Annotated in this window: 21 protein-coding genes and 1 tRNA gene; 9 read left to right on the top strand and 13 right to left on the bottom strand. The window is 59.2% G+C overall.

Annotated elements, in window-relative coordinates; translation table 11 throughout:
• Nucleotides 1–9: 9 nt before the first annotated feature.
• The 4 genes from ACQ4OB_RS15485 (at nucleotide 10) to ACQ4OB_RS15500 (ending at nucleotide 7,158) form a co-directional block, all read left to right on the top strand.
• Nucleotides 10–1,815 (top strand): phenylacyl-CoA dehydrogenase, encoded by a 1,806-nt coding sequence (locus tag ACQ4OB_RS15485; RefSeq protein WP_074871442.1) that lies wholly within the window; start codon nucleotides 10–12, stop codon nucleotides 1,813–1,815.
• A 199-nt stretch (nucleotides 1,816–2,014) separates the two neighbouring features.
• Nucleotides 2,015–3,304, top strand: coding sequence for a GGDEF domain-containing protein (locus ACQ4OB_RS15490; protein ID WP_074871439.1), 1,290 nt, complete (start codon nucleotides 2,015–2,017; stop codon nucleotides 3,302–3,304).
• Between the two features lie 90 nt (nucleotides 3,305–3,394).
• Nucleotides 3,395–5,191, top strand: coding sequence for an acyl-CoA dehydrogenase C-terminal domain-containing protein (locus ACQ4OB_RS15495; RefSeq protein WP_430955997.1), 1,797 nt, complete (start codon nucleotides 3,395–3,397; stop codon nucleotides 5,189–5,191).
• A gap of 188 nt (nucleotides 5,192–5,379) precedes the next feature.
• On the top strand, nucleotides 5,380–7,158 hold the full coding sequence (locus ACQ4OB_RS15500) for an acyl-CoA dehydrogenase C-terminal domain-containing protein (RefSeq protein ID WP_430955998.1): 1,779 nt from the start codon (nucleotides 5,380–5,382) through the stop codon (nucleotides 7,156–7,158).
• Nucleotides 7,159–7,385: 227 nt separating this feature from the next.
• On the opposite strand, the gene ACQ4OB_RS15505 is transcribed toward ACQ4OB_RS15500, so the two are convergent.
• Nucleotides 7,386–8,315 (bottom strand): LysR family transcriptional regulator, encoded by a 930-nt coding sequence (locus ACQ4OB_RS15505; protein WP_430955999.1) that lies wholly within the window; start codon nucleotides 8,313–8,315, stop codon nucleotides 7,386–7,388.
• A 169-nt stretch (nucleotides 8,316–8,484) separates the two neighbouring features.
• Between ACQ4OB_RS15505 and ACQ4OB_RS15510 the strand changes: the two genes are divergently transcribed.
• The 4 genes from ACQ4OB_RS15510 to ACQ4OB_RS15525 all read left to right on the top strand — a co-directional run bounded on the left by ACQ4OB_RS15510 (nucleotide 8,485) and on the right by ACQ4OB_RS15525 (nucleotide 10,930).
• Nucleotides 8,485–9,768 (top strand): aspartate aminotransferase family protein, encoded by a 1,284-nt coding sequence (locus ACQ4OB_RS15510; RefSeq protein WP_430956000.1) that lies wholly within the window; start codon nucleotides 8,485–8,487, stop codon nucleotides 9,766–9,768.
• Between the two features lie 251 nt (nucleotides 9,769–10,019).
• On the top strand, nucleotides 10,020–10,376 hold the full coding sequence (locus ACQ4OB_RS15515; RefSeq protein WP_430956010.1) for a type II toxin-antitoxin system RelE/ParE family toxin: 357 nt from the start codon (nucleotides 10,020–10,022) through the stop codon (nucleotides 10,374–10,376).
• Nucleotides 10,369–10,689 (top strand): helix-turn-helix domain-containing protein, encoded by a 321-nt coding sequence (locus tag ACQ4OB_RS15520; RefSeq protein WP_102614876.1) that lies wholly within the window; start codon nucleotides 10,369–10,371, stop codon nucleotides 10,687–10,689. The genes ACQ4OB_RS15515 and ACQ4OB_RS15520 overlap by 8 nt, the downstream gene beginning before the upstream one ends.
• Nucleotides 10,690–10,771: 82 nt before the next feature.
• Complete coding sequence (locus ACQ4OB_RS15525) at nucleotides 10,772–10,930, top strand: YqaE/Pmp3 family membrane protein (RefSeq protein WP_007904205.1); 159 nt, start codon at nucleotides 10,772–10,774, stop codon at nucleotides 10,928–10,930.
• A gap of 148 nt (nucleotides 10,931–11,078) precedes the next feature.
• Here the strand turns inward: ACQ4OB_RS15525 and ACQ4OB_RS15530 are convergent, their stop codons facing one another.
• From ACQ4OB_RS15530 to ACQ4OB_RS15575, 10 genes are all read right to left on the bottom strand, one after another.
• Complete coding sequence (locus tag ACQ4OB_RS15530) at nucleotides 11,079–12,905, bottom strand: S9 family peptidase (protein WP_074871426.1); 1,827 nt, start codon at nucleotides 12,903–12,905, stop codon at nucleotides 11,079–11,081.
• The gene (pqqE, locus tag ACQ4OB_RS15535; protein ID WP_074871424.1) at nucleotides 12,871–14,046 is read right to left on the bottom strand and encodes a pyrroloquinoline quinone biosynthesis protein PqqE; all 1,176 of its coding nucleotides are present in this window, start codon (nucleotides 14,044–14,046) and stop codon (nucleotides 12,871–12,873) included. The genes ACQ4OB_RS15530 and pqqE overlap by 35 nt, the downstream gene beginning before the upstream one ends.
• The gene (pqqD, locus tag ACQ4OB_RS15540; RefSeq protein WP_008024193.1) at nucleotides 14,018–14,293 is read right to left on the bottom strand and encodes a pyrroloquinoline quinone biosynthesis peptide chaperone PqqD; all 276 of its coding nucleotides are present in this window, start codon (nucleotides 14,291–14,293) and stop codon (nucleotides 14,018–14,020) included. The genes pqqE and pqqD overlap by 29 nt, the downstream gene beginning before the upstream one ends.
• Complete coding sequence (pqqC, locus tag ACQ4OB_RS15545) at nucleotides 14,290–15,042, bottom strand: pyrroloquinoline-quinone synthase PqqC (protein WP_430956001.1); 753 nt, start codon at nucleotides 15,040–15,042, stop codon at nucleotides 14,290–14,292. The genes pqqD and pqqC overlap by 4 nt, the downstream gene beginning before the upstream one ends.
• Nucleotides 15,043–15,179: 137 nt before the next feature.
• Nucleotides 15,180–16,091 (bottom strand): pyrroloquinoline quinone biosynthesis protein PqqB, encoded by a 912-nt coding sequence (gene pqqB, locus ACQ4OB_RS15550; RefSeq protein ID WP_430956002.1) that lies wholly within the window; start codon nucleotides 16,089–16,091, stop codon nucleotides 15,180–15,182.
• A gap of 76 nt (nucleotides 16,092–16,167) precedes the next feature.
• A complete protein-coding gene (gene pqqA / locus ACQ4OB_RS15555; protein WP_009045898.1) occupies nucleotides 16,168–16,242 on the bottom strand; it encodes a pyrroloquinoline quinone precursor peptide PqqA in 75 nt (24 codons plus the stop codon).
• 155 nt (nucleotides 16,243–16,397) lie between these two features.
• Complete coding sequence (gene pqqF, locus ACQ4OB_RS15560; RefSeq protein WP_430956003.1) at nucleotides 16,398–18,830, bottom strand: pyrroloquinoline quinone biosynthesis protein PqqF; 2,433 nt, start codon at nucleotides 18,828–18,830, stop codon at nucleotides 16,398–16,400.
• A gap of 48 nt (nucleotides 18,831–18,878) precedes the next feature.
• Complete coding sequence (locus ACQ4OB_RS15565) at nucleotides 18,879–19,673, bottom strand: carbon-nitrogen hydrolase family protein (RefSeq protein WP_074871418.1); 795 nt, start codon at nucleotides 19,671–19,673, stop codon at nucleotides 18,879–18,881.
• Between the two features lie 12 nt (nucleotides 19,674–19,685).
• Nucleotides 19,686–21,368, bottom strand: coding sequence for a flavin monoamine oxidase family protein (locus ACQ4OB_RS15570; protein WP_074871416.1), 1,683 nt, complete (start codon nucleotides 21,366–21,368; stop codon nucleotides 19,686–19,688).
• A gap of 221 nt (nucleotides 21,369–21,589) precedes the next feature.
• Nucleotides 21,590–22,051 carry an Lrp/AsnC family transcriptional regulator gene (locus tag ACQ4OB_RS15575; protein WP_007980298.1) on the bottom strand — a complete coding sequence of 154 codons (462 nt, stop codon included), beginning with the start codon at nucleotides 22,049–22,051 and terminating at the stop codon, nucleotides 21,590–21,592.
• A gap of 204 nt (nucleotides 22,052–22,255) precedes the next feature.
• Here ACQ4OB_RS15575 and ACQ4OB_RS15580 point away from each other — a divergent pair, with 204 nt between their 5' ends.
• Entirely contained in the window at nucleotides 22,256–22,903 is a 648-nt protein-coding gene (locus tag ACQ4OB_RS15580; protein ID WP_102614920.1) for a peptidase M41, read from the top strand.
• Nucleotides 22,904–22,995: 92 nt separating this feature from the next.
• Here the strand turns inward: ACQ4OB_RS15580 and ACQ4OB_RS15585 are convergent.
• Nucleotides 22,996–23,072, bottom strand: a tRNA-Ile gene (locus ACQ4OB_RS15585).
• A 15-nt stretch (nucleotides 23,073–23,087) separates the two neighbouring features.
• The gene (locus ACQ4OB_RS15590; RefSeq protein WP_074871414.1) at nucleotides 23,088–26,834 is read right to left on the bottom strand and encodes a bifunctional diguanylate cyclase/phosphodiesterase; all 3,747 of its coding nucleotides are present in this window, start codon (nucleotides 26,832–26,834) and stop codon (nucleotides 23,088–23,090) included.
• Nucleotides 26,835–26,881: the final 47 nt, after the last annotated feature.

Below are 26,881 nucleotides of genomic sequence, written 5' to 3' on the forward strand. Positions count from 1 at the left end.
TTTATCGCTATGCCTGACTACAAGGCCCCCTTGCGTGATATTCGCTTCGTTCGTGACGAACTGCTCGGCTACGAAGCGCACTATCAGAGCCTTCCAGCTTGCGCAGACGCAACTCCGGACATGGTTGATGCCATTCTCGAAGAAGGCGCCAAGTTTTGTGAGCAGGTACTGGCTCCGCTGAACCGCGTGGGTGACACCGAAGGCTGCACCTGGAGCGAGTCCGGCGTTAAAACCCCGACTGGTTTCAAAGAAGCCTACAAACAATTCGTCGAAGGCGGCTGGCCAAGCCTGGCCCACGACGTAGAGCACGGCGGCCAAGGCCTGCCGGAATCTCTGGGTCTGGCCGTCAGCGAAATGGTTGGCGAAGCCAACTGGTCGTGGGGCATGTACCCAGGCCTGTCCCATGGTGCGATGAACACCATTTCCGAGCACGGCACGCCTGAGCAACAAGAGGCTTACCTGACCAAGCTGGTTTCCGGCGAATGGACCGGCACCATGTGCCTGACCGAACCGCATTGCGGCACCGACCTGGGCATGCTGCGTACCAAGGCTGAACCTCAGGCCGACGGTTCCTACAAAGTCTCTGGCACCAAAATCTTCATCTCGGCCGGTGAACACGACATGGCCGACAACATCGTCCACATCGTGCTGGCACGTCTGCCGGATGCGCCGGCTGGCACCAAAGGCATTTCGCTGTTCATCGTTCCCAAGTTCATGCCGAACGAAGACGGTACGGTCGGCGCACGCAATGCTGTGACCTGTGGTTCCCTGGAACACAAGATGGGTATCCACGGTAACGCCACCTGCGTGATGAACTTCGACGCGGCCACCGGTTACCTGATCGGCCCGGCGAACAAAGGCCTGAACTGCATGTTCACCTTCATGAACACCGCACGTCTGGGTACCGCGCTGCAAGGCCTGGCTCACGCCGAGATCGGCTTCCAGGGCGGTCTGAAATACGCTCGTGATCGTCTGCAAATGCGCTCCCTGACTGGCCCGAAAGCGCCGGAAAAAGCCGCTGACCCGATCATCGTTCACCCTGACGTACGTCGCATGCTGTTGACCATGAAGGCGTTCGCCGAAGGCAACCGTGCGATGGTTTACTTCACCGCCAAGCAAGTCGACATCGTCAAGTACGGTGTGGACGAAGAAGAGAAGAAGAAGGCCGACGCATTGCTGGCGTTCATGACGCCGATCGCCAAAGCCTTCATGACTGAAGTCGGCTTCGAATCCGCCAACCACGGCGTGCAAATCTACGGCGGCCACGGTTTCATCGCCGAGTGGGGCATGGAGCAGAACGTTCGCGACAGCCGTATTTCGATGCTGTACGAAGGCACCACCGGTATCCAGGCACTCGATCTGCTGGGCCGTAAAGTGCTGATGACTCAAGGCGAGGCTCTGAAAAGCTTCACCAAGATCGTCCACAAGTTCTGCCAGACCAACGAAGGCAACGACGCAGTCAAAGAGTTCGTCGAGCCATTGGCTGCCCTGAACAAAGAGTGGGGCGAGTTGACCATGAAGGTCGGCATGGCGGCCATGAAGGATCGCGAAGAAGTCGGCGCGGCGTCGGTGGATTACCTGATGTACTCCGGTTACGCCTGCCTGGCTTACTTCTGGGCTGACATGGCGCGCCTGGCTGCCGAAAAACTGGCTGCCGGCACCACCGAAACGGCGTTCTACACCGCCAAGCTGCAGACTGCGCGCTTCTACTTCCAGCGCATCCTGCCGCGTACCCGCACTCACGTTGTGACCATGCTGTCGGGCGCCAACAACCTGATGGACATGAAAGAAGAAGACTTCGCGCTGGGTTACTAAGCCCCACGCTGTCGCTTCATAAAGCCGCTGCTTCCTCGGGAGCAGCGGCTTTTTTGTGCGCGATATCTACGGGTAAATATTTCCTGACTAAAACGCTAAGAAGAAAGTCTTTGCTGCCGTTAAAGAGGGTGGCGATATGACATGTCGCCCGAAGAGAAGGCACAATGCCATCTTTATTTGCCGGGTCGGAGCTTTCCCCTTGCCGCGTTCTTCCGCTGTACGTTTCAGCCATTTCCTGCCGTCATTACTGCTTTTGCTCGCGGGACTGGCGGCTGCGTACGTGAAGGATCTGAACGTTTTTTTCACCTCGCTGTTCAACGTACTGCCAACCCTGGTGTTGTTGCTCGGCGGTGCTTACTGCGCGGTTTACCGACGTCAGCGTGAGCTGTTTCTGATGGTCACGGTGTACATCGCCTACTTCCTGCTCGACACCCAGACCGACTATTACCGCGACAACGGCAAGGTTCGTGAAGACGCCGCGGTGGTCTTCCATCTGTGCTGCCTGTTGCTGCCGCTGCTATTTGGTGTGTTCGCCGCGTGGCAGGAGCGCACCCACCTGTTCCAGGACATGGTGGCGCGCTTCGCCGTGTTGCTGGCGTTCGGTAGCGTAGCGTTGGGACTGGAACAAAGTTACCCACAGGCGCTGTTGATGTGGCTGTCGGAGATCCGTTGGCCAGCGTTGCATGGCGCCTGGATGAGTCTGATCCAGCTGTCTTATCCCGTGTTCATCGCCTCGTTTGCGTTACTGGCCTGGCAATACTGGCGCAACCCGAGACCCTTGCATGCGGCCCAATTGGTGGGCCTGCTCGGGTTGTTCTGGATGTTGCCGAAAACTTTCATCTTGCCGTTTACCCTGAACATCATGTGCAGTCAGGTGATGTTGATGATTGCCGCAGCGGTCGCCCACGAGGCCTATCAAATGGCCTTCCGCGACGAGCTTACCGGCCTGCCGGGCCGTCGCGCCTTGAACGAGCGGATGCAGCGATTGGGGCGCAATTATGTGCTGGCGATGAGCGACGTCGATCACTTCAAGAAATTCAATGACACCCACGGCCACGATGTCGGCGATCAGGTACTGCGATTGGTCGCCAGCAAGCTGTCGAAAATCGGTGGCGGCGGTAGGGCGTATCGCTATGGCGGTGAGGAATTCGCCTTGGTATTCGCAGGCAAGACTCTCGAAGAGTGCATGCCGCACCTGGAAGTCATCCGCGAGTCCATCGCCACCTACAACATTCAACTGCGCAATCAGGACAGCCGTCCTCAGGACGACCAGCAAGGTCGTCAACGTCGCGCAGGCTCGGGCGCCTCAAGTGTGTCGGTCACCGTCAGCATTGGCGTGGCCGAACGACTGGAGCAGCGCACCCCCGAGAAAGTGCTCAAGTCCGCTGACGAGGCGCTCTACAGTGCCAAAGGTGCGGGGCGCAACTGTGTGGTGGCGTTCGGTCAAAACCGTCGTGGCGCGGTGCGCATGGACGCCGCTACTGATTGAGTGATGATGGCGCATTCAGCGTCTGGACTGTGATTGTGAGGCCGGGTGTGCGGCAGTAGGTTTGGGGAATCTGCTGCCGGAGAAATGACCATGCCTGAGTACAAAGCTCCCCTGCGCGACATGCGCTTTCTGATCGACCACGTCTTCGATTTTCACAGCAACTACGCCGCGCTGGGTGCCACTGATGCCAGCCCGGACATGGTCAATGCGATCCTCGAAGAAGGTGCGAAATTCTGTGAGAACGTTCTTGCACCGCTGAACCGCAGCGGCGACGAAGAAGGCTGCCATTTCGACAATGGCGTGGTGACTACGCCTACAGGCTTCAAGCAAGCCTTCGCACAATATGTGGAAGGCGGCTGGCACGGTCTGGCGGCTGATCCGGTTTACGGTGGCCAGGGGTTGCCGAGTTCGCTGGGGCTGGTCATTAGCGAAATGGTCGGCTCCAGCAACACCTCCTGGGGCATGTACCCCGGTCTGACCCACGGCGCGATGTCGGCAATCCACGCCCACGGCACCGAGGAACAGAAACAGACTTACCTGAGCAAGCTCACGGCCGGCCAATGGACCGGCACCATGTGCCTGACCGAAGCCCATTGCGGCACCGACCTGGGCATCATCAAAACCCGCGCCGTACCTGCGGCCGACGGCAGCTATGCGATTTCCGGCAGCAAGATCTTCATCTCCGCCGGCGAGCATGACATGAGTGAAAACATCATTCACCTGGTGCTGGCGAAACTGCCGGACGCCCCGGCCGGGACCAAGGGCATTTCCCTGTTCATCGTTCCTAAATTCCTACCCAACGACGAAGGTCAGGCGGGAGAGCGCAACGGTGTTTCCTGCGGCTCGATCGAACACAAAATGGGCATCAAGGCCTCGGCTACCTGCGTGCTGAACTTCGACGACGCCAAGGGCTTCTTGATCGGTGAGCCGAACAAGGGCCTGAACTGCATGTTCACCATGATGAACCATGCTCGGCTGGGCACCGGCATGCAGGGTTTGTGTCTGGGGGAGGCAAGCTTTCAAGGGGCGATCAAGTACGCCAATGATCGCTTGCAGATGCGCGCGCTGACCGGCCCGAAAGCGCCGGAAAAAGCCGCCGATCCGATCATCGTTCATCCTGATGTGCGCAGGATGTTACTGACCATGAAGGCCTTCAACGAAGGCAACCGGGCGCTGACTTATTTCACCGCGCAATTGCTCGACGTGGCGCACCTGAGCGCGGATGAAACGGCGCGTCAGGAGGCCGAAGACCTGCTGGCATTCCTCACGCCGATCTGCAAAGCCTTCATGACCGATACCGGGCTGGAAGTGACCAACCACGGCATGCAGGTGTTCGGTGGTCACGGTTTCATCCGCGAATGGGGCATGGAGCAGTTGGTACGCGACTGCCGGATTGCACCAATCTACGAAGGCACCAACGGCATTCAGGCGCTGGACTTGCTGGGCAGAAAAGTCCTCGGCAGCCAGGGGAAACTGCTGCGCGGGTTCACCAGAATCGTCCACAAGTTCTGTGCGGCAAACGCCGGACACCCGCAACTCGCCAGCTACGTGGCGCAGCTCGACGACCTGAATCAGCAGTGGGGAGAGGTGACCACCAAAGTCGGCATGGCGGCGATGAAAAATCCGGATGAAGTCGGCGCGGCGTCGGTGGATTACCTGATGTACAGCGGTTACATCATCCTCGGCTATCTGTGGCTGCGCATGGCGCTGGTCGCTCAGGCGCAGCTGGATTCGGGCAGCGGCGATGCCGATTACTGCCAGGCAAAACTGGCGACCAGCGAGTTTTACTTCAAGCGTTTGCTGCCACGCACGGCGGCTCACCGGGCGGCCATCGAGGCAGGCAGCGATTGTCTGATGAAGCTGCCAGCGGAGTTATTCGCACTATAGTGTTTCAAGCAGACGTAAAAGAGCCCGCCTAGTTGCGGGCTTCTTTAATGGTTCGCTTTCCGGTGACTAAAAATAACAAAACGGTCATGTGCTGACCCTATGTGTCGTAAAAGTTGTTGGGTTACACTCAAATTCAACGAAAGCACCACTCCTACGAATTACCCTGTTTAGATCTTGCGAGGTTTGCCATGGCTGACTACAAAGCGCCCCTGCGCGATATGCGCTTCGTCCTCAATGAAGTTTTCGAGGTCGCCAAACTCTGGGCCGAGCTGCCTGCGCTGGCCGAGACTGTCGATGCTGAAACGGTCGAAGCCATTCTTGAAGAAGCCGGCAAGGTCACCAGCAAAAGCATCGCGCCCCTGAGCCGTGCGGCTGACGAAGAAGGTTGCCATTGGGCGGACGGTGCCGTCACCACGCCGGCAGGTTTCCCACAGGCTTATCAGACTTACGCTGAAGGCGGTTGGGTCGGTGTCGGCGGCGATCCGACCTACGGCGGCATGGGCATGCCCAAGGCCGTTTCGGCGCAAGTCGAAGAAATGGTCAACTCCGCCAGCCTGTCGTTCGGCCTGTACCCGATGCTGACCGCGGGCGCCTGCCTGTCGATCAACGCCCACGCCAGCGAAGAATTGAAAGCCGCGTACCTGCCGAACATGTACGCCGGGGTCTGGGCCGGTTCCATGTGCCTGACCGAGCCACACGCCGGTACGGACCTGGGCATCATCCGCACCAAAGCCGAGCCTCAGGCCGACGGGTCCTACAAAGTCAGCGGCACCAAGATCTTCATCACCGGCGGTGAGCACGACCTGACCGAGAACATCATTCACCTGGTATTGGCCAAACTGCCGGACGCACCGGCGGGGCCGAAAGGTATTTCGCTGTTCCTGGTGCCGAAGTTCATGGTCAATGCCGATGGCACCCTGGGCGCGCGCAACCCGGCGACCTGCGGTTCGATCGAACACAAGATGGGCATCCAGGCCTCTGCGACCTGCGTGATGAACTTCGATGAGGCCGTGGGTTATCTGGTCGGCGAGCCAAACAAAGGTCTGGCCGCGATGTTCACCATGATGAACTACGAGCGTCTGGGCGTCGGTATCCAGGGCCTGGCCTCTGGTGAGCGCTCCTACCAGAACGCCGTCGAATACGCCCGCGACCGCCTGCAAAGCCGTTCGCCGACCGGTGCGCAGAACAAGGACAAGGTCGCTGACCCGATCATCGTCCACCCGGACGTGCGTCGCATGTTGCTGACCATGAAAGCCTCGAACGAAGGCGGTCGTGCCTTTTCGACTTACGTGGCCATGCAACTGGATACCGCCAAGTTCAGCGAAGACGCCATCACCCGCAAACGCGCGGAAGATTTGGTGGCCTTGCTGACCCCGGTAGCCAAGGCGTTCCTGACCGACCTGGGTCTGGAAACCACCATTCACGGCCAGCAGGTTTTCGGCGGCCACGGTTACATCCGTGAGTGGGGCCAGGAGCAACTGGTGCGCGACGTGCGCATCACACAGATCTACGAAGGCACTAACGGCATTCAGGCGCTGGACCTGGTAGGCCGCAAGATCGTTGGCACCGGCGGCGCGTTCTACAATCTGTTTGCCGACGAGATCCGTCATTTCACTGCGACCGCCAGCGCTGACTTGGTGGAGTTCACCAAACCGCTGAACGATGCGGTGACCACCCTCGACGAACTGACCGCCTGGTTGCTGGATCGGGCGAAAAACAACCCGAACGAAATCGGCGCTGCCTCGGTCGAGTACCTGCAAGCATTTGGTTACGTGGCGTATGCGTACATGTGGGCACTGATGGCCAAGGCCGCTTTTGGCAAAGAAGCGCAGGACGATTTCTACGCGAGCAAGATGGGCACGGCGCGCTTCTATTTCGCACGTCTGCTGCCGCGTATTCACTCGTTGAGCGCGTCGGTGAAGGCTGGCAGCGAATCACTATTTCTGCTGGACGCAGGGCAGTTCTGACAATGTAACGTCATGTAAGCATTCTCTTACATGACGTGCTGCTTTTCTCCCATAGATGCAGATTGGATCCACGGCTAATCTACTTCACATGGACGTCGCGCAGGAAGCGCAAAGCAACAACACGGACACGTAGGATTCTGCCAGGACGGCGGAGTGAAATGGATGTCAGGGAAACAGTCTGCAAAGCCCCGCTTCGGCGGGGTTTTCTTTTGCCTGCAGAAAAGTGCTCAGCTCATCTCATCCAGTGTTGCCGGGCTGATCAAGCGCCCCTCCGAGCCATTCATCACTTCTTCCAGCAACGTACGCAACAAGGTCAGCGAGGCCTGTTGCCGCTGCACATCCCGACACACCAAGCCAACTTTCAGCGGCACCCGCGGCTCGCTCAGTGGTTTCCACAACAGCTCCTTGTTGCTGTGTGCCTGTTGTGAGCGTCCGGGCAGCACCGTCGCCAGTCGTGTGTGCGGCAAACTGTCTAGAATCCCCGCCATGTTGTTCAGTTCTGCCTGTACTTGCGGGCGTCGTCCCAGATTGGCCAATTGGGCTTGCCAGATCTGCCGCACTTGAAACTCTTCACCCAGCAGCAACATCGGCAATTCGGCAGCCTGACTCATCGAGACTTTCTTGAATTCGCGCAACGGGTGATCAGCCGGGATCACCAGGGTCAGCTCGTCTTCGTACAGCATCACGCCGTGCAGCCCCGGCTGACGAGGCGGCAGATAGCTGATGCCGATGTCCAGCGAGCCGTTGAGCAAGCGTCGCTCGACTTCCAGCCCCGTCAATTCATAGATTTGCACCACCAAATGCGGCTGCGCCTTGCGCACGCGTTCGAGCATCTGCGGCACCAGGCTGCTATGGACGGTCTGCAATACACCGATAGCCAGCGTGCGCAGTGCCTGGCCCTTGAAGTTGCCCAAGGCTTCACGTGCCCGCTGCAATCCATCCAGCAAAGGCAGGGCATGGTTGTACAACGTATGGGCAGCCAGGGTGGGCAGCAGGCGTTTGCTGCTGCGTTCGAACAAGCTTACATCGAGGTTTTGCTCGAGGTGGCGGATCTGCTGGGACAGTGCCGGTTGGGAGATTGAAAGCCGCTCGGCAGCCCGGCCCACATGACCTTCTTCGTAGACCGCGACGAAATAACGCAGTTGCTTGAAATCCATAAGGTGTGCTTATCGAAAATGCTGGGAAATCGAAATGGCTCAAGGCCTCGCGTAAGCCTAGTCTAACCGCATTCACAAGGCTTACAGGGCCACAGAGCGCGATGAATACCGTTTGCTTCGATGGTGTTTACATAGGCACGGCAAAAAACCTCGCACGAGGTTCGATCAGATGAATTTGTTCAGCTTGCGGCGCAATCCCCCGAGTCTTGATGACTTGGCCGTGGACGCCTCCTTGCCGTCCAAAGACGACAATCTTTCCAGCGAGTGCCTGATGCCCAGTGTCGAGCGACCGAAACAGATATTCGTGCGCGGCCAGGGCTCATGGTTGTGGGACAGCGATGACCGCGCGTATCTGGATTTCTCTCAGGGTGGCGGGGCCAATAGCCTCGGACACAGCCCTTCGGTACTGGTCAACGCCATTTCGGCGCAGGCTCAGTCGCTGATCAACCCCGGCTTCGGCCTGCATAACCGCGGCATGCTCAATCTTGCTGAGCGACTGTGTTCCAGCACCGGCAGTGATCAGGCGTACCTGCTCAACAGTGGCAGCGAAGCCTGTGAAGCGGCGATCAAACTGGCGCGCAAATGGGGCCAGCGGCATCGCGGCGGGGCTTCGCGGATCATCGTTGCCAACAACGGCTGCCATGGTCGTAGTCTGGGGACGCTGTCGGCGTCGGACAGTTCAAATCTGCCTAACCGATTCGAGCCGCTGCTTCCGGGCTTCAGTCACGTGCCGTTCAATGATCTTGCGGCCTTGCATGCAGCCGTCGATGCCCGGACCGTGGCGGTCATGCTCGAACCGATCCAGAGCGAAGCCGGGGTGATACCGGCCACGGAGCATTACCTCAAAGGTGTTGAGCGCCTGTGCCGTGAGCTAGGGATTCTGCTGATCTTCGACGAAGTGCAAACCGGCATCGGTCGTTGCGGCACTTTACTTGCCGAGCAATCCTACGGCGTGCGGGCAGATATCGTCGTTCTTGGCAAAGGGCTGGGCGGTGGCGTGCCATTGGCAGCGTTGTTGGCGCGAGGCAAAGCCTGCTGTTTCGACATCGGCGAAGTGACAGGCACTCATCATGGCAATGCACTGATGACGGCGGCCGGTCTTGCCGTCCTCGACAGCGTGCAGGACAAAGGGTTTCTCGAGCATGTCGGGGAAATCGGCCAGCACCTGAGTGAAGGTCTGCAGCGTTTATCCCGTCGCTATGGTCACGGCGAGTTACGCGGGCAAGGGCTTCTCTGGGGTCTTGCCTTGTCCGACGAATCGGCTGACGCCGTCGTCAAGGCGGCGTTGTACGAAGGCCTGCTGCTCAACGCTCCGCAGCCCGATTGCTTGCGCTTCACCCCAGCCCTGACCGTCAGCATAGCCAACATCGACGAAATGCTCCTGCGTCTGGCCCGCGCCTTCTCCCGCGTGCGCACTGCGCAACTGCAATGCCGCAAAGGGATTGCCGTCTGATCAGACCTTTCCTACACGAATTCCCGAACCGTCTCGCGGTATAACGCATCGCCCCATGCCTGATTCTTTTGGTGTGGGGCGTTTTTTTGTCTCTGCGTTTTGCCAAATGCCATTCAGTGCTTGAGTGGTAGTGGGAACAATGGCTTTTTAGAGCGTATCGGCAAGGAGTGTCGGTGCCAGCGAAACAATATTGTTGTGGAACTGGCTTTGAGTTCTATACCACTGGGTGGTATGTTTTGGAAGGGAAGCCGATGTCACCAAGGTTATTCAAAACGAAACGTTTTTCGATGCAAGTTGGGAAGGCCTGGATCGATGATGACGAGCTTCGTGAAGCATTCACCGAAATGCTCAACGGCCAGGGGGACAATCTCGGCGGTGGGGTCTGGAAAAAACGGTTGAATGCCAATCGTCATCGGTCGATTGTTTTGGCCAAAGGTGGCCATTACTGGATCTATCAGTTTCTGTATGCCAAGAAAGACCAGCGCAATATCAGTCCGAGGCAGTTGACCGACTTGCGCGAGTTAGCCAAGACGTATGGAGGGCTGACCGAGATGGAAATCCAGCGCTTGCTGGATATGAAGGAGTTTGTGGAGATACCTCATGAGTAAAAAATTCAAAAGTGAAATTTCGGAATCGATACACGAGTCAGCCAGTGCCTTGTTTGCCATCGGTGCAATCAGCAAAGCAACCATGCGCAAATTCGATGAGTCATGTCTTGCAACAGTTCCAGATGCGATCCCCGCTGAGCAGATCAAAGCGTTACGCGAACGCAACAACGTAAGCCAGCCAGTATTCGCGCGTTATCTGAACACCAGTGCCTCGACGGTTAAACAATGGGAAGCGGGAGACAAGCACCCCAGCGGCATGGCGCTGAAGTTGCTGAGCATCGTGCAGAAACATGGACTTGAGATACTGGCCTGAAGAACCGCACTGAACCCTGACGAACGGCAAAGGTCGATTAGCTGTAGGCTTACGCGAGCCAACTTTAATCAGGAGCTGACCCATGGACTTTATTCGTATCATCATCGCCATTCTGTTGCCGCCACTGGGTGTGTTTCTGCAAGTCGGTTTCGCCGGGGCGTTCTGGCTGAATATTCTGCTGACGCTTTGCGGTTATATTCCCGGGATCGTGCATGCGGTGTACATCATCGCCAAGCGCTGAGTTTCGCGGCGCCCGTTAGATCGCTTTCGCGAGCAGGCTCGCTCCCACAATGGATCTTTGGTGTACAGAAATCCCTGTGGGAGCGGCGGTGCGACCATTCGACTTGCTCGCGAAGGGAGCACCGCAATTTCCGCACTCAGTGCGATCTTCAGTCCGCCAACGCCATCACCCTTCGATAAAACAACCACTCCTGCTCCAGCGCATGGGCCTGATTGCCGGCCTTGCGAAAGCCATGGCGTTCGTCGTCGTAGTAGTGCGCTTCAACCAGAATGCCTTTGTCCTGCAACGCCGTGACCATGTCGCGGGTCTGTTGCGGCACCACCACGGCGTCCAGTTCACCCTGAAAGAAAATAACCGGAACACTGATGTTGCCCGCGTGCAGCAACGGCGTTCGAGCAGCGTAGCGTTCGGCATCCTGCACCGGGTCGCCGATCAGCCAATCCAGATAGTCGCCTTCGAACTTGTGAGTCGTCCGGCCCAGCGCCACAGGATCACTGACGCCATACAGGCTGGCGCCGGCGCGGAAGACTGTGTGAAAGGCCAGGGCACACAGCGTGGTGTAGCCGCCGGCACTGCCACCGCGAATAAATGCCTTGTTGCCGTCGATCAGCCCGCGTTCGGCAAGTTGAGTGACGACTGCGCAGGCATCCTCCACGTCCACTTCGCCCCAGCTCAAATGCAGCGCTTGTCGATAAGCCCGACCGTAGCCACTGCTGCCGCGGTAGTTGAGGTCGGCCACGGCGAAACCGCGTTGCGCCCAGTACTGAATCCGCGGATCGAGCATCGGGTAGCAGGCCGACGTCGGGCCGCCGTGGATGAACACCACCAGAGGCGGCTTCGCATCATCGGTCATCGCGGGATAGAAGAAGCCGTGGGCCTCGCCCGAACCGCTCGGGTAGCGCAGGGTTTGCGGCAGGCTGATCTGCTCGGCGGGCAACGGTGCAATACCGCCCGCCAGTGTTTTGACCTGGCGGGTCTGGCGGTCGATGGCAATGACTGCCGACGAACTGACTGGCGAAGCGGCGATGCAGTAAATGAACTGCTCATCCAGTGCGAGAGCGCGGAAGCGGCTGTAATCGCCCGTGAAATCCTCACCGGCATCACCACAAAGCCCCAGTTTGCCAAAGCCGTCTTCAGTCCAGCTCGCCAGATAGCGGCCTTCGCTTAGCGGCAACCAGGTGCAGCCACCCAACTGCCACGGTGCTGGCCCATGATCCGCAGGGGCACTCGGCAGCGGGCTCAGACCGTCTGCCGATTCCACCCAAGGCTGCCAGTAGCCGGCGCGATCAGTCAGGCAAAACAGGCGGCCGTTTGCATCGAACCTCGGTTGTTGCAGCGATTCCTCCGCGTCTTCGCCCGCCACGCAACGCGGCAGAGCAAAGCGGCCATCGTCCTGGCGTTCGGCAACCATCAGGCGAGTCGCGGTCCAAGGCTGGTCCGGGCGGCTCCACTCGATCCATGCCAGTCGTTGCGCGTCGGGACTCAACGTCGGCGCGGCATAGAAATCGGCGCCTTCGGCCAGCAGATGACGTGCGCCGTCAGCCACATCGATAGCCACCAGACGATGCCGGTCGCGGTTTTCTTCAACCGCCAATACCTGCCCGTCAGCGAACTGCAGATCGCCATATCGGCATTCGCCTGAGCTCAGTAATTCGGGTGTCTCACCGGTCAGCGACTGTCGATACAGCTGTTGGTCCGCCTCGTTGACGAACACGATCCCGTCATCGGTCAGACAGAACGCGCCGCCGCCGTATTCGTACACGCGACTGCGCACACTGAAGCCCGCTGGTGTCAGGCAATTCGCCTGGCCGTCACGCCAATGCCAGATCCGGCAGGCGGCGTCCTCGGGCCGGTACTCGTTCCAGAACAAGCCATGCGGGCCGACCTGCAACTCGGCGAAGTCGATGCCGGCCGCAACAGCCTTGGCAGCGCTGAAGGGCTCAGCTTTTAGCGATGAGTCGTGAATTTCGTTCATTGCGAAAGGCCAGTTGTTCAATGGTCTGGGTCGCGTGCTCGGCTTCTTCGCGAGCCTTGAGGATCACGCCGTGATGGTCCGATTTGCTGCACACCGGGTCGGCGTTGCTCGCGTCCCCCGTGAGCATGAAGGCCTGGCAGCGACAGCCGCCGAAGTCTTTTTCTTTCTCGTCGCAGGAACGGCACGGCTCGGGCATCCAGTCGTAACCGCGAAAGCGATTGAAGCCGAACGAGTCGTACCAGATGTGCTGCATGCTGTGGTCGCGCACGTTAGGAAATTGCACCGGCATCTGTCGGGCGCCATGACAGGGCAAGGCGGTTCCGTCCGGTGTGACCGTCAGAAAAATACTGCCCCAGCCATTCATGCAGGCTTTCGGACGTTCTTCGTAATAGTCAGGCGTGACGAAAATTAGCTTGCACGGATGCCCTTCGGCTTCGAGTTTGGCGCGGTATTCGTTGGTGATGCGTTCGGCGCGGACCAGTTGTTCCTTGGTCGGCAACAGACCGACCCGGTTGAGCTGCGCCCAGCCGTAGAACTGGCACGTGGCGAGTTCCACAAAGTCCGCCTCAAGGGCGATGCACAGCTCGATGATCCGGTCGATCTTGTCGATGTTGTGCCGATGGGTCACGAAGTTCAGCACCATCGGATAACCGTGGGCTTTCACTGCGCGAGCCATTTCCAGCTTCTGGGCGAAGGCCTTTTTCGAGCCCGCCAGCAAGTTATTCACCTGCTCGTCGCTGGCCTGAAAGCTGATCTGAATATGGTCCAGGCCGGCCTTTTTGAAGTCGCTGATTTTCTGCTCGGTCAGGCCGATGCCGGAGGTGATCAGGTTGGTGTAGAACCCCAGCTTGCGCGCCTCGGCAATCAGCTCGGCAAGGTCCTGGCGCACCAGCGGTTCACCGCCGGAAAAGCCCAACTGCGCCGCACCCATTTCCCGCGCCTCGCGGAACACCTTGATCCACTGTTCGGTGCTCAGTTCCTTGCCTTGCTCGGCGAAGTCCAGCGGATTGGAGCAGTACGGGCATTGCAATGGGCAGCGATACGTCAGTTCGGCCAGCAGCCACAGCGGCAGGCCGATTTCCGGTTTGGGCGGTAACTTGTCTGACGCGGATTCAGGCAAGTTCGATCCAGTGCTGAGCACGGGCAACCTCCATGAATTGTTCGATGTCGTCACCGAGCTCGGGCACGCCGGGGAACTGCGCGTCCAGTTCGGCGATGATTGCCGCGACGTCTCGCTCGCCGTCGATCAAACCGCCGATCAGCGCGGCACTTTCGTTGAGTTTGATCATGCCTTCCGGGTAGAGCAGCACATGACCTTTCTGCGCCGGTTCGTACTGGAAGCGGTAGCCGGGACGCCAGGTCGGGGTCTTGCTGCGATCAAAACTCATAAGGTGATTCCTTTATGCCAGACCCGTTGCTCGGTCACGCTGTGATACGGCGGGCGTTTCAGTTCGTAGGCCATGCTCATGGCATCGAGCATGCTCCAAAGAATGTCCAGTTTGAACTGGAGAATTTCCAGCATGCGCTCTTGGCCGGCCCGCGTCGTGTAGTGCTGCAAAGTGATCGCCAAGCCGTGTTCCACGTCGCGGCGCGCCTGGCCCAGGCGGGTGCGGAAATACTCGTAGCCCGCCGGGTCGATCCACGGGTAATGCTGCGGCCAGCTGTCCAGGCGCGACTGATGGATTTGCGGCGCAAACAGTTCGGTCAGCGAGCTGCTGGCGGCTTCCTGCCAACTGGCCCGGCGGGCGAAGTTGACGTAGGCGTCGACGGCAAAACGTACGCCGGGCAGTACCAATTCCTGCGAGCGTAGCTGATCGGGGTCGAGGCCGACGGCCTGTCCAAGGCGCAGCCAGGCTTCGATGCCGCCGTCTTCGCCGGGGGCACCGTCATGGTCGATCAGGCGCTGAATCCACTCACGACGAATCTCGCGGTCCGGGCAGTTGGCGAGGATCGCGGCGTCCTTGAGCGGGATGTTCACTTGATAATAAAAGCGGTTGGCGACCCAGCCCTGGATCTGCTCGCGCGATGCCCGGCCTTCGTACATCGCCACGTGGTACGGGTGATGGATGTGGTAGTAAGCGCCCTTGGCGCGCAGGGCCGCTTCGAACTCGGCGGGGGACAGTGCGGTGTCAGTCATTTCGGTTCTCCGGGTACGACCGGTGGATTCTTTGGTGTCGGGTCGGGCCTTATCGCCAGCAGGCTGGCTCCCACATTGGAATGCTATCAACTGGGAGCCAGCCTGCTGGCGATAGACCGCGCAGCGGTCTGTATGCCCTACAGCACAATACTCATGCCGTCATACGCCACTTCAACATCGCGCCGAGCCAGTTCTGCACGCTCCGGTGAATCCTCATCGAGAATCGGGTTGGTGTTGTTGATGTGGATAAGCACTTTGCGCTGGTTAGGCAGCTGTTCCAGCACTTCCAGCATGCCGCCGGGGCCGTTCTGCGCCAGATGGCCCATTTCCCGGCCGGTGCGGGTGCCGACGCCACGGCGCTGCATTTCGTCGTCATCCCACATCGTGCCGTCCACCAGCAGGCAATCGCTGCCGGCCATGATTTCCAGCAGCGGTGCGTCGACCTTGCCCAAGCCCGGCGCGTAGAACAGTTTGCCGCCGGTGTTGAGGTCTTCAACGATCAGGCCGATGTTGTCGCCGGGGTGCGGGTCGAAGCGGTGCGGCGAGTACGGCGGCGCGGCGCTGCGCAGCGGCAACGGGGTGAAGCGCAGGCTGGGGCAGGCCGGGATGGTGAAACTGCGGTCGAGCTCGATCGGGTTCCAAGTCAGCCCGCCGTTCCAGTGGGTCAGCATGGTGAACAGTGGAAAACCGGTGCTCAGGTCTTCGTGGACCATGTCGGTGCACCAGACTTCGTGCGGGCAACCTTCGCGCAGGCTGAGCAGGCCAGTGGTGTGGTCGATCTGGCTGTCCATCAGGATGATCGCGTTGATGCCGGTATCGCGCAGGGCGCGGCCCGGTTGCATCGGGGCAAAGCTCTGGAGCTGGGCGCGGATGTCCGGCGATGCGTTGCACAGCACCCAGTTCACGCCGTTATCGGAAATGGCGATGGACGACTGGGTCCGCGCCTTGGCGTTCAGGCTGCCATCGCGAAAGCCGGCGCAGTTCACGCAGTTGCAGTTCCACTGAGGGAAACCACCGCCGGCGGCGGAACCTAGAATCTGGACAAACATGGCCGCTCCATCATTTTGAAAACTGAAAATAAAAACGCCTCGGCGAGCCGAGGCGTTGCACTGCGCTACAAAAAGATTAGCGGCTGGCGAAGTACATGGTGACTTCAAAGCCGATACGCAGGTCGGTGTAAGCAGGTTTGGACCAGGACATAAAAGCGCTCCTTCGGGTGATGGGACAGTTGAGATCTATACATATAGTCCACCTCCAGCCGGAGATGTTCAGATAGTTAGGTGGCTATGTTACTCAAAATTACAGGGCGATTGGCCGCGAATCTTTGAGAAAGCTAATTGCAGCCTCGGTAATGATCATTTTGCCGCTTGCCAAGGTGCAGCCGGGCACGGCCCGCTGGACAGACAGCGCCAACCGCCTTCAGCCTGATTCAGTCGTTGTGCTGCGGCCAGTAACGTTTCGCGGTCGATCATCAGAATCGTCTGAGGTAGAAGCTCCAGATAATCCGACGAGTGGCCGGCCAGTTTGCCCTGCCAGAGCAGTTCGGCGGCCTGCGCATTGGGCAACGCTGCGCGATCGAATTGATCGGCCAGTGCCTGGCGCTGGTCGAGGAAGGTTTCGTCATCGATGGCTTCGATCATCCCCGCCAAACCGCTCAGGAAGTGTTCGATGTGTTCCAGCAGATCCAGAGGGGCAACGCTGGGTGATTGCACGCCGAACAGCAGCCCGGTCTGCCCATGGATCTGCCGCAGGGCGCTGAACACCGCATAACCGAGCTGCAGGTCTACCCGCAGGCGTTGGTAAAACGGCGTCTGGTAGACGTGAGCCAGCAAGCGCCAGGCGGCTTCGTCAGCGATGTTTGCCGTTGCGGTCGGACAGAAGAGCAGCAGCGCATGTTCGCTGGAGCCGGTATCGACCGCGCTCCACAGATGCTGCGCGTTTATCGGCGAGGGCGGTGTCAGTTGATTGTCCGCAGTGCCGGGCACACGACTCAAAGCAAAGCCCATCGCTGCCTGTGTCTGGGCGGACAGCCCGGTCGCCAGGCCATCCCAGCGTGCGCTCGACCAAAGCTGCATCAAATCGTCCGAGTCAGCGCTGCGCTCAAGGCAGTGATCAGGCAGCGCTTTAAGCAACTGTCGAATCGGCATCAACGCAATGCTAGGCGGCTCTTCTTGCGAGAAACCGGCATCGGCTGTTGTCAGTTCTTTCAGCGCGTGTTCTAGGACGCTTGGCATCGGCTCCTGTAGCCCGGTCATTTTCAGCAGCCATTCATTGCCCGATGCGTTGAAGGAAAAATCGACACCTGCCTGACGAGCGTCTTCACGCAATGGCTGAAGGCGCTTTTCCAGGTTTGCCTGGAGGCTGCTGCGAGGTGCCGAGTCCAGACGCCAGCGCAGGTAAACGGCACCTTCGGCACTGTTATCCGGCAACGCCTGACTGAACTGCATGGGCGAACGTTCACGGCGACCGCGCGAGCGATCCTGGGCAAAGGTCCGCAAGCCTCGGTGTTTGCTGGTCTGGCCGCGGATCAGTCCGGCACTTGGGGCCGCAGCCTCGGCGCGTAAAAACGGATTTTGGGTTGGCAGTTGCCATTGGCCGGTGAAGTTATTCACAGCGCCGATTTGTTTCAGGACGTCCTTGAGGGCAGCAACACCCGATTCGGATAACTCGGCTTCACGCTGTTCGCTGTCCAGTCGGGCCAGTTGCAGGGCGCCGCTGACTTGCTGCTGACGTTGCAGCAAGGCAGCGTATTCTTCGCGCAACCCGGCCCAGGGTTGCTGTGAGGCAAAGAACCCAAGCCAATCCAGCAGCTGTTCGCGGATCCCGTCGGGCGTCGCGTTGGCCGGCAATGTGAATTCGACGTGCAACACAGCCTGGCTGGCGAACTGATACAACGGTGCAGCTTTCAGGCTGTCAGCCAGCCCGTGCTCGCGCAATTGCGCTAGCAGGCCACCGGGTTTCGCGGCGTTCAGCCAGTGACACAGGAACGCCAGCGCCTCGGACGATGAATAGGGCAATGCTTCGAAGGCAAACAGCAGATCCAGTCGACGCGCTCCAGCCTGTTGATAACTTTTGTCCGAAGAATCCATCAGCGATGGAGGCGCCTGTTGCGGGACCTTTTCCCCTCCGGGAATAGCAGCGCTAAAGCGCTGAGCCATCGCCCTCAATTCATCGAGACTCTGCGGCCCGGTCAGGCTCAAAGTCATCTGCCCAGTCTGATAAAACCGCTGATAAAAATCCTGCAAGGCTTGCTGGAACTCAGGTTGCGGCACCGGCAGGCTGTAGCGGTTACCAGCATGAAACGCCCGCAACGGATGCGCCGCTGAAAGACCGTCGAACAGCGCGAATTGCTGCTGAGCGGTCGTATCTCGAGACCAAGCGACAAATTCAGCATGCAGCACTTCCCGTTCCCGCCGCTGATCGTCCGGATTCATACGTGGATGAGCGAGCATGTCCGACAGGCGCTCCAGCCCTCCGCTAAACGACTGCGGCGGTAACTCGAAAAAGTAGTCCGTGGTGCGTTCACTGGTCCGCGCATTCACCTGACCACCATGGCCCTGGACGTAGGCCATCAGTGCCTGGCTCGCAGGAAAGCGCTCTGTACCGAGAAACAGCAGGTGTTCGAGGAAGTGCGCCAGCCCGGGCCATGCCAGCGGCACGTCATGGCTGCCCGCCGCGACGCGCAACGCTGCTGCACTGCGCTTCAAATCGGGAGCATGACGCAGCGTCACCCGCAGACCGTTGGCCAGGGTTTCAGTGTGAGGGCGAGGGTGATTCAGCGCAGGCATGAGCACTTCCAGAGCAGAGAAGCGCTAATGCTAGCGGATTACAGAGGCTCAGCGCTTGTTAAGGTCGTCGTAAAGCTCGGGGCGACGATCGAGGAAGTAGCGATTGGCGGCGCGGGAGTCGACCATCAACTGACGATCCAGCTCACCGACAATCAGTGCTTCATCGAGCCCGGCCTGGGCGATGCGGCTGCCATCCGGCGCAGCAATGCTGCTCTGGCCGCAATACTGGATCTCGCCTTCGTTGCCGCAATAGTTGGCGTAAGCCACATAGCACTGGTTTTCGAAAGCCCGGGCGCGGACGGTGACGTCGGCGATGAAGTCGTAGGGAATCATGTTCGCTGTCGGCACAAGGATCAGCTCGGCGCCAGCCAGGGCCAGGCGTCGGGCGTTTTCCGGGAACTCCAGGTCGTAGCAGATCAGGAAACCGAGCTTCCAGCCGTTGAGTTCAACCAGCGGAAACTCATCCGGCCCGGCGCTGAACATCGAATGATCGAGGTCGCCGAACAGGTGAGTCTTGCGGTAGTTGCACAGGCGTTCGCCATTGGCGTCGATCAACTGCACGGCGTTGTAGATCTGCCCGTCCTCGGTGCGCTCGGGATAACCATACAAAATGGCGATCCCGGCCGTCTTGGCGATGCGCGCGATTTGCTGCGCCGACTCACCGTTGTGCACCTCTGCCAGCACGTTGACGGCATCGAGGCCGATGTTGTAACCGGTCAAAAACATCTCCGGCAGCACCAGCAAGTCTGCGCCCTTGGCCTCCAGCGCCAATTGATGCAGACGTTGCAGGTTGCCTGCGACATCCAGGGGCAGCGGTGGACATTGGTAAAGGGCTACGCGCATTTCGGATTCCTCTTACTCGGGCAGGGCGATCGGACCGATCTCGTTGAACACATCTCCTGGACCCGGGTTCTCGGCGTGAGTTTCACCGCCGAAGTGTTTCATGATGCCCCACACCGCATTAAGCGAGGTCTGTACCGCGCCTTCGACCCAGGCAGGCGTCCACGAAACGTCGTCGCCGGCGATGAAAATCCCGCGCTGCTCGGCCGGCATGTCGTCCTGCATGAAGTGCGCGTACATGCGCTGGTTGTAGCGATAGTGGCCGGGCAGGGCGCCTTTGAAAGCCCCGAGGAAATGCGGGTCGGCTTCCCAGGACACGGTGATCGGATCGCCGATGATCCGCGCGGCGATGTCTACTTTCGGGTAGATCTTTTTCAACGCATCCAGCGCCAGTTTCACGCGTTTTTCCACCGGTTGCGGGAGCATTTTCAGCGCATCGCTCATCCACGAATAGGACAGGCAAATCACCCCCGGCTTGTCGTCGCCGTTGTCGAACAGATAAGTGCCACGGGTCAGACGATCGGTGAGGGTCATGCTCATCAAGTCGCGGCCGGTTTCCGGGTCCTTGTCCTTCCAGAATGGCCGGTCGACCATCACGAAGGTTTTCGACGATTGCATGTAGCGAGTGCGGTCCAGCGCCATCCACATCTTTTGCGAGAACAGGGTTTCGTCGCATTCGATCTGGGTGGTCAGCAGCCAGCTCTGGCACGTGGTCAGCACCGCTGCGTATTCGCGGGTGTCGCCCCAGTTGTCGGTGACGGCAAAGCGCCCGTCTGCCGCGTGGGCAATTTTCTTCACGCCGGTACGCGGTGCGCCGTTGTGCAGGGAGCTGAGGCTGGTGCCTTCCGGCCAGTGCACGCAACGTTCCGGCACATGACGCCAGATCCCCAATGGCACTTGTTCCACACCGCCGACCACCAAATGCTGGTGATCGTCGCAGTTGGTCATGACCACGCGGAAGATTTCCAGCATCGAATTCGGGAAGTCCGAGTCCCAGCCGCCGGTACCGAAACCGACCTGACCAAACACTTCGCGGTGATGGAACGAGAGTTTGGCGAAGGCTTTTGAGGTGGCCACGAAGTCGTAGAACGTGCGGTCGTCCCACAGCGGAACGAGGGTGTTCCACAGTTCTTTCAGGCGCGGCACATCACGGTCGCGGATCGCTTGCTGGATGTCAGAGAACTGCGAACCGGCTTCCAGCGCATCGGCCCAGGCGTCGGCGACTTCCTGGAACAGCGCAGGAAGATCCGCCAGTTTCTGTGCGTAATGGGTCTGACCTTCGAGGTCGATCACCGTGCTGCCCGAAGCAGGGGTCAGCGGGTTCGGGAAAGGTTTGGTTTCGAGGCCAAGCTTGTCGACGTAGTGATAAAACGCGGTGGACGATACCGGGAAACGCATGCCGCCGAGCTCGGCGATGATGCCTTCGGCGCCGTTGAATGCCTGCGAGCGCAGACGGCCGCCCATTTTCGAGGCTTCGTAGACGACGGGTTTCAGGCCCAGTTTCATCAATTCGTAGGCCGCCACCAGACCGGCGATGCCGGCACCGACGATCGCAACCTCGGCGCCATGGTTGTGCACAGGGATGCTACCCAGGCCGGCCGGATGCTCGATCCAGTCATCGAAACCGAAAGGAAAGTCCGGACCGAAAATGGTGACTGGTTTTTTACCGTCTGCAGGATGGCGATTGTTCTTGTTCATGGCTGACCTTGCTGGCGACCGGACGCGGCATGCGCGTCTGAGTATAGGAAAAGATGGCAGCCATTCTAGAGAGCGTAGAACACGTTAATAAGACGCAATGTGTCGTCGTTTTGATAAATGTTTTAACAGAATGACGACAAGTTGCTGCACATCGTCAATGTAGGAGCCGAGCTTGCTCGCGATGAGGCCCTCCCAGACATCCAAGAGCTATCGGCAAAAACTCAAACCGGCTGCCCCCGATCAATCTTGCTACTCAAGATAATCGACGTAGTCGTCTTCTCCACCCCATCGACGCTGCCTATCTGATCCAGCAACTGATCAAGTTGCTCTGGTGAGTCGGTGCGCAACCACGCCACGTAATCAAATTCGCCACTGACCGCGCACAACTGCTGCACCTGGGCCATTGCGCTGAGGCGTCGCAACACTTCCTTGCCCGAGCGCGGTTGCACCGTGATCCCGACGTACGCCTGCAAGCCGCCATCCACGACACGTTGACCCAAACGCACGCCGTAACCGGTGATTACCTTGGCTTTTTCCAGCCGGGCCAGCCGCGAAGTCACGGTGGTGCGAGCGATGCCCAATTGGCGCGCGAGCATGGCCACGCTCTCGCGGGCATTGATCTGCAAGGCTGCAATCAATTGGCGGTCGATTTCGTCAAGGACGGGCGGGCGAGTGTCAGGCAAGGGGCGTCTCCAGCGGCACAGATCAATGGGTTGGCATGTTACAGGCACATCTCGCACCGCGGATGGTTGATCTCGCCTCAGTACCGTTCAGAGCGCTTCTGCCTCTCGGGTTTTTCTTTGGCTTGAACAAGGCGTAATCGACGGTATGGACACCAACAGTCAGTCGTAGTCGAATGCGAAATCGAGGGATGCGAGGCGATGGAAATGACAAAGAAAATGCCACCCGCTGTACGGGAACGTGCGTTGCAGATTGCCAATCACGAAATGGCGCATTACGTCATGGCCCGAGCCTTGGGGTTTGAAACGGGTGGCGTGACCCTGACAGTGACCATGGACCTGCGGCATCAAGGCGGGGCGTCCATTAGCCTGGTGCGGCCAATTTCATCGATGCAAGCTATGAGGGAACATCTGGAGGCGCGAATGATGGTCCTGTTTGCGGGCGCGATGGGGCAGACGTTAGCTTCACCGCATTCGCCCGACAAACGCGTCGATAAGTCGAAAGCGACAGCCATCCTCAAAGGAGAGCTGGGGGCGGAACAGGATTACGCAAAAATAAGGGAGTTACGGCACTTGCTGCGCAATCTCGCCTACCCCGATACGGATCCGGCCTCGTCTGACCGCATAACGGCTGAACTGAAAGAGATTACTGATCGTGTGTGGCTGAGGACTCAAACGATCGTAGAAGAATTGGCCGATACGATTACCGAATTGGGACGCGTACTTGTCGACGGCATGGTCATCGTTGAACAGTGGGGCAGGGCGGCGGATACGTATGAGGTCGTGTTGACGGGTGCAATGCTTGAGCAGCTGCGATCAGTGCAGGCCATTCCAGCGTTAACGGATGCTTCTTAAGCTGAGAGTGATCTGTGCGTATGAAGATTGGAAGCCCCGAACACGTTATTCCAACAGACACGAAAAAGCCGCGCATTGCGCGGCTTTCAAGATGGTGGGCCCAGTAGGACTCGAACCTACGACCAAGGGATTATGAGTCCCCTGCTCTAACCAACTGAGCTATAGGCCCTCAGTAGGCCGCGGATTATAGCGACGGTTTCTCGGCTGTGCTATCCGAAAAGTCTGAAATGGCTATACGAAGAAACGTCGCGGCAAATTCTTCCGGTGGCAAAGGCAGGCTGACGATGTAGCCCTGGATCTGTTCACAGCCCTCGGCAGCGAGGAATTGCTGCTGTGCGAGGGTTTCGACGCCCTCGGCGATGATGGTGAATTGCATGCTTCGGCCCAGGGCGATGATGGCGCGAACGATGGCTGCGTCGTGGGGGTCATCCGGCAGGCCGCGGACGAAAGACTGGTCGATCTTGAGAATGTCCAGTGGCAGGCGTTTGAGGTAGCTCAGGGACGAGTAACCGGTGCCGAAGTCGTCGATCGCCAGTTGCACGCCCAGGTGTTTGAGTTGATGCAGCACGGCCAACGCTTCTTCAGCCTGGCTCATGATGAAGTTTTCGGTGATTTCCAGTTGCAGGAAATCGGGTTTGAGGCGGTTGTCCTTGAGCAGTTGTTCGATCCGGCCGAGCAGGTTCGGCTGACGCAATTGAGCGCCTGCGAGGTTGACCGACAGTGGGCCGACGGGTTCGTAAACCTGATTCCACTGGAACATCTGCCGGCAGGCGGTTTCGAGAACCCAATCGCCGATTTGCAGGATCATGCCGTTTTCTTCGGCCAGCGGAATGAAGTGCTCCGGCGGCACCTCGCCGAAGGTCGGGTGGCGCCAGCGAATGAGCGCTTCTGCGCCGACCAGGCGATGGTCGACCAGGCTGATCTTCGGTTGATAATGGAGGTGCAGTTCGTTGCGCTCGATAGCGCGTCGCAGTTCATGTTCAAGTGCCACCCGTTCGCTGGCTTGAGCGGTGAGGTCGCGGGTATAGCTTTCGACCCGGTTGCGACCCTTGGCCTTTGAGCGGTACATCGCCGCATCGGCGTTCTTGACCAGCGTGGCGACGTCGCAGCCATCCTTGGGATACAGGCTGGTGCCGATACTGGCGCTGATAAAAAACTCATGTTCGCCAGCCTGGAACGGTGCGCCGAAGCAATTGAGCAATTTGGTCGCGATGTTGTCGGCGTCACTGGATTGCTGCAGCCCGGGCAGCAGGATGATGAATTCGTCGCCACCCAGGCGCGCCACGGTGTCGATGTCGCGCAACTGCTCCTTGAGGCGCACGGCAATGCCCTTGAGCAGCAGGTCACCGACCGGGTGACCCAGGCTGTCGTTGATGTGTTTGAAACGGTCCAGGTCCAGGAACAGCACCGCCCCCTGGCCGCCGTTTTCCTGTTGGTTGTTGAGCGCAGTCAGCAATCGGCTCTCGAACAGCGTGCGATTTGGCAGCCCGGTCAGCGGGTCGTGGTGTGCCTGGTAATCGAGCTTGGCCTGGGCGTGTTTGAGGCTGGAAATGTCCGCGAACACCGCGACAAAGTGGGTGACGAATCTGTCCCGGTTGCGCACTGCACTGATGGTCAGCCAGCTCGGATAGAGCTCGCCATTCTTGCGCCGATTGGAAATTTCGCCCTGCCAATGACCTTCGGCTGTCAGCTGATGCCACATGGCGGCATAAAACGCGCTGTCGTGCAGGCCCGAGGCGAGCAGGCGAGGGGTGTGGCCCAATGCTTCACTCTCGCTGTAGCCGGTGATTTCGGTAAACGCACGGTTGACCGCGCTGATGTGTTGTTGAGTGTCGGTGATCAAAACACCTTCGGCGGTGCTCTCGAATACCGTGGCAGCCTGTTGCAGCTTTTCCTGCATCAGGTGTCGCTCGGTGATGTCCCGGGCGATGGTCAGCATGCAATCTTCATCGCCGATCGGTAGCGGCCTGCTGGACACTTCGCAGAGGCGGATCTGTCCGTCGCTGCGGCGTATATGGCAACTGAAGTCGCGGACGAAACCGTCCCGGTGCAGCAGGTCGAGCATCTGTTTGCGTTCGTTGAGATTGACCCAGATACCCAGCTCGAGGGCGGAGCGATCCACGGACATTGCGCTGTTGAAACCGGTAATGCGACTGAAACCCTCGTTGACCTCAATCAGTAAACCGTCGCTCTGCCGTGACAACAGCAGGCCGTCGGGGGAGGCATGGAAGGCCTTGGCGAACTTCTCTTCGGAGGTTTGCAGCTGTTTCTGGGTTTCCTTGAGCTGGCTGATATCCCGCACGACCACTACCAGCGCAGGGGTTGTATCGAGGTCGAACGGCTCAGCGGAGATCAGGCCGGTAAACACCTGGCCATTGTTGCGGCGAAAGGGCATCTCCAGGTTACGGATGCTGCCGGCCTGCAACCGTTGCAACAAGCCTGGCCCGACGCCGGGTACTCCCCAGATATTGAGGTCGGTGGCCGTCTGGCCGATGACGTCTTCGGCCTTGAGACCGATCTGTTCTTCGAACGCCTCGTTGACCTCCAGCAGGCAGCCGTCGCAGAGCCGCGCAATGACCAGTATGTCCGGGCATTGCTGGAACACCGAGGCGAACTTCTGTTCCGACAGGCGCAACGCCTCTTCGGTGCGCTTGGCCTCGCTGATGTCGATCATCAGCCCACGCAACACCGGTTCATGGCCGTGCTCGATCAGGCTGACGATATCGCGCACCCAAATGCAGCGGCCATCGGCGGTAATGACCCGGTAATCGAGGCTGTGATCGCGCCCGGCCAGTACTTCGTGATCACAGAAGGTCTGGGCGCGAGTCAGGTCGGCGGGGTGAATGATGTTGCGCCAGAAGCCCGGAATCAGCCAATGAGACAAGGGGTAACCGAGCAGATCCTCGGCATGGGGGGACACATAGCTGTAGGTGAAATCGCTGATCCGCGCTTCCCAGGCAATGGCCGAAAGGCTCTCCACCAGCCCGCGGTAATGGTATTCACTGCTGCGCAGTTCTTGTTCCAGATCGACCCGGCGGGCAATTTCTGAACTCAGTCGGCGGTTGATCCGGATAACCATCGCCAGCACGATGATCAGCAGCAGCAATCCCGGTAGGCCGTAAACCAGCAGATCGTTCCAGAAAGTCCGATGATCGAGGACGTTGCCGACCCACTGCTCCTGAATCTCATTGATTTCGTCCGGGGACATGTCCGCCAGGACTTTATCCAGAATGCCGACCAGTATCTTGTTGTCCCGGGGCACGCCCATCGCCAATTGATAGCGATAAGGGGTTTCGCCGCTGACGTAGAGCCCGTCGAGCTTTAACTGACGCAGGCTCCAGACGCTGGAGGCGAGATCGCCGACTACCGCATCGACTTCATCGGTAGCCAGCGCCTGCAGCGCTGAGCTGACATTGGGCATCGCCACCAGATTGAGGTCGGGGTTGTGGGTGCGCAACAGCTCATGGGGGGCGTAGTTTTCCACCACGGCGATTTTCAGGCCGTACAAGTCTTCGAGTTTACGGGGCTGAGGGCCTCCGACATGGGCAAGGATAACAATCGGGAAGTCCAGGTAGGGGCGAGTGAAGGAGAGGTAAGTCTGGCGCTCCGGGGTCGACATGATGCCGGGCAACAGGTCCAGCTTGGCTTGTTTGGCCTGCTCCAGGACGACGGTCCAGCTGACGGGCTCGATGGGCGTGAGCTTGATGGCCAGGCGTTGACGGATCCTGTCGATATAGTCTGCTGCAAGGCCCTGATAGCGGCCCTGATCGTCGCGAAACTCGAAGGGTGGCCATGACGCATCGACACCCAGGCGCAAGTCCGGGTGAGCCGCCAGCCAGCTACGTTCTTCGTCGGTCAGAGTCAGCGCGCCAGCCGTTGCGGTCCAGGTCAATATCGACAGCAAAAAAAGCACGGTCGGCAGTCTGGGCATAACGGTCTCGTTATGGCTCGGGGAATGTTTCGAGTGTAGACGGGCAA

Source organism: Pseudomonas sp. ES4, assembly GCF_050586665.1.
Classification (GTDB): domain Bacteria; phylum Pseudomonadota; class Gammaproteobacteria; order Pseudomonadales; family Pseudomonadaceae; genus Aquipseudomonas; species Aquipseudomonas frederiksbergensis.

What these genes read in the sequence shown, in the direction of transcription:
- ACQ4OB_RS15485 (WP_074871442.1), top strand. Translation starts at nt 10, where the DNA reads ATGCCTGACTACAAGGCCCCCTTGCGTGATATTCGCTTCGTTCGTGAC.
- ACQ4OB_RS15495 (WP_430955997.1), top strand. Translation starts at nt 3,395, where the DNA reads ATGCCTGAGTACAAAGCTCCCCTGCGCGACATGCGCTTTCTGATCGAC.
- ACQ4OB_RS15500 (WP_430955998.1), top strand. Translation starts at nt 5,380, where the DNA reads ATGGCTGACTACAAAGCGCCCCTGCGCGATATGCGCTTCGTCCTCAAT.
- ACQ4OB_RS15505 (WP_430955999.1), bottom strand. Translation starts at nt 8,315, where the DNA reads ATGGATTTCAAGCAACTGCGTTATTTCGTCGCGGTCTACGAAGAAGGT.
- ACQ4OB_RS15510 (WP_430956000.1), top strand. Translation starts at nt 8,485, where the DNA reads ATGAATTTGTTCAGCTTGCGGCGCAATCCCCCGAGTCTTGATGACTTG.
- ACQ4OB_RS15515 (WP_430956010.1), top strand. Translation starts at nt 10,020, where the DNA reads ATGTCACCAAGGTTATTCAAAACGAAACGTTTTTCGATGCAAGTTGGG.
- ACQ4OB_RS15520 (WP_102614876.1), top strand. Translation starts at nt 10,369, where the DNA reads ATGAGTAAAAAATTCAAAAGTGAAATTTCGGAATCGATACACGAGTCA.
- ACQ4OB_RS15525 (WP_007904205.1), top strand. Translation starts at nt 10,772, where the DNA reads ATGGACTTTATTCGTATCATCATCGCCATTCTGTTGCCGCCACTGGGT.
- ACQ4OB_RS15530 (WP_074871426.1), bottom strand. Translation starts at nt 12,905, where the DNA reads ATGAACGAAATTCACGACTCATCGCTAAAAGCTGAGCCCTTCAGCGCT.
- pqqD (WP_008024193.1), bottom strand. Translation starts at nt 14,293, where the DNA reads ATGAGTTTTGATCGCAGCAAGACCCCGACCTGGCGTCCCGGCTACCGC.
- pqqC (WP_430956001.1), bottom strand. Translation starts at nt 15,042, where the DNA reads ATGACTGACACCGCACTGTCCCCCGCCGAGTTCGAAGCGGCCCTGCGC.
- pqqB (WP_430956002.1), bottom strand. Translation starts at nt 16,091, where the DNA reads ATGTTTGTCCAGATTCTAGGTTCCGCCGCCGGCGGTGGTTTCCCTCAG.
- pqqF (WP_430956003.1), bottom strand. Translation starts at nt 18,830, where the DNA reads ATGCCTGCGCTGAATCACCCTCGCCCTCACACTGAAACCCTGGCCAAC.
- ACQ4OB_RS15565 (WP_074871418.1), bottom strand. Translation starts at nt 19,673, where the DNA reads ATGCGCGTAGCCCTTTACCAATGTCCACCGCTGCCCCTGGATGTCGCA.
- ACQ4OB_RS15570 (WP_074871416.1), bottom strand. Translation starts at nt 21,368, where the DNA reads ATGAACAAGAACAATCGCCATCCTGCAGACGGTAAAAAACCAGTCACC.
- ACQ4OB_RS15580 (WP_102614920.1), top strand. Translation starts at nt 22,256, where the DNA reads ATGACAAAGAAAATGCCACCCGCTGTACGGGAACGTGCGTTGCAGATT.
- ACQ4OB_RS15590 (WP_074871414.1), bottom strand. Translation starts at nt 26,834, where the DNA reads ATGCCCAGACTGCCGACCGTGCTTTTTTTGCTGTCGATATTGACCTGG.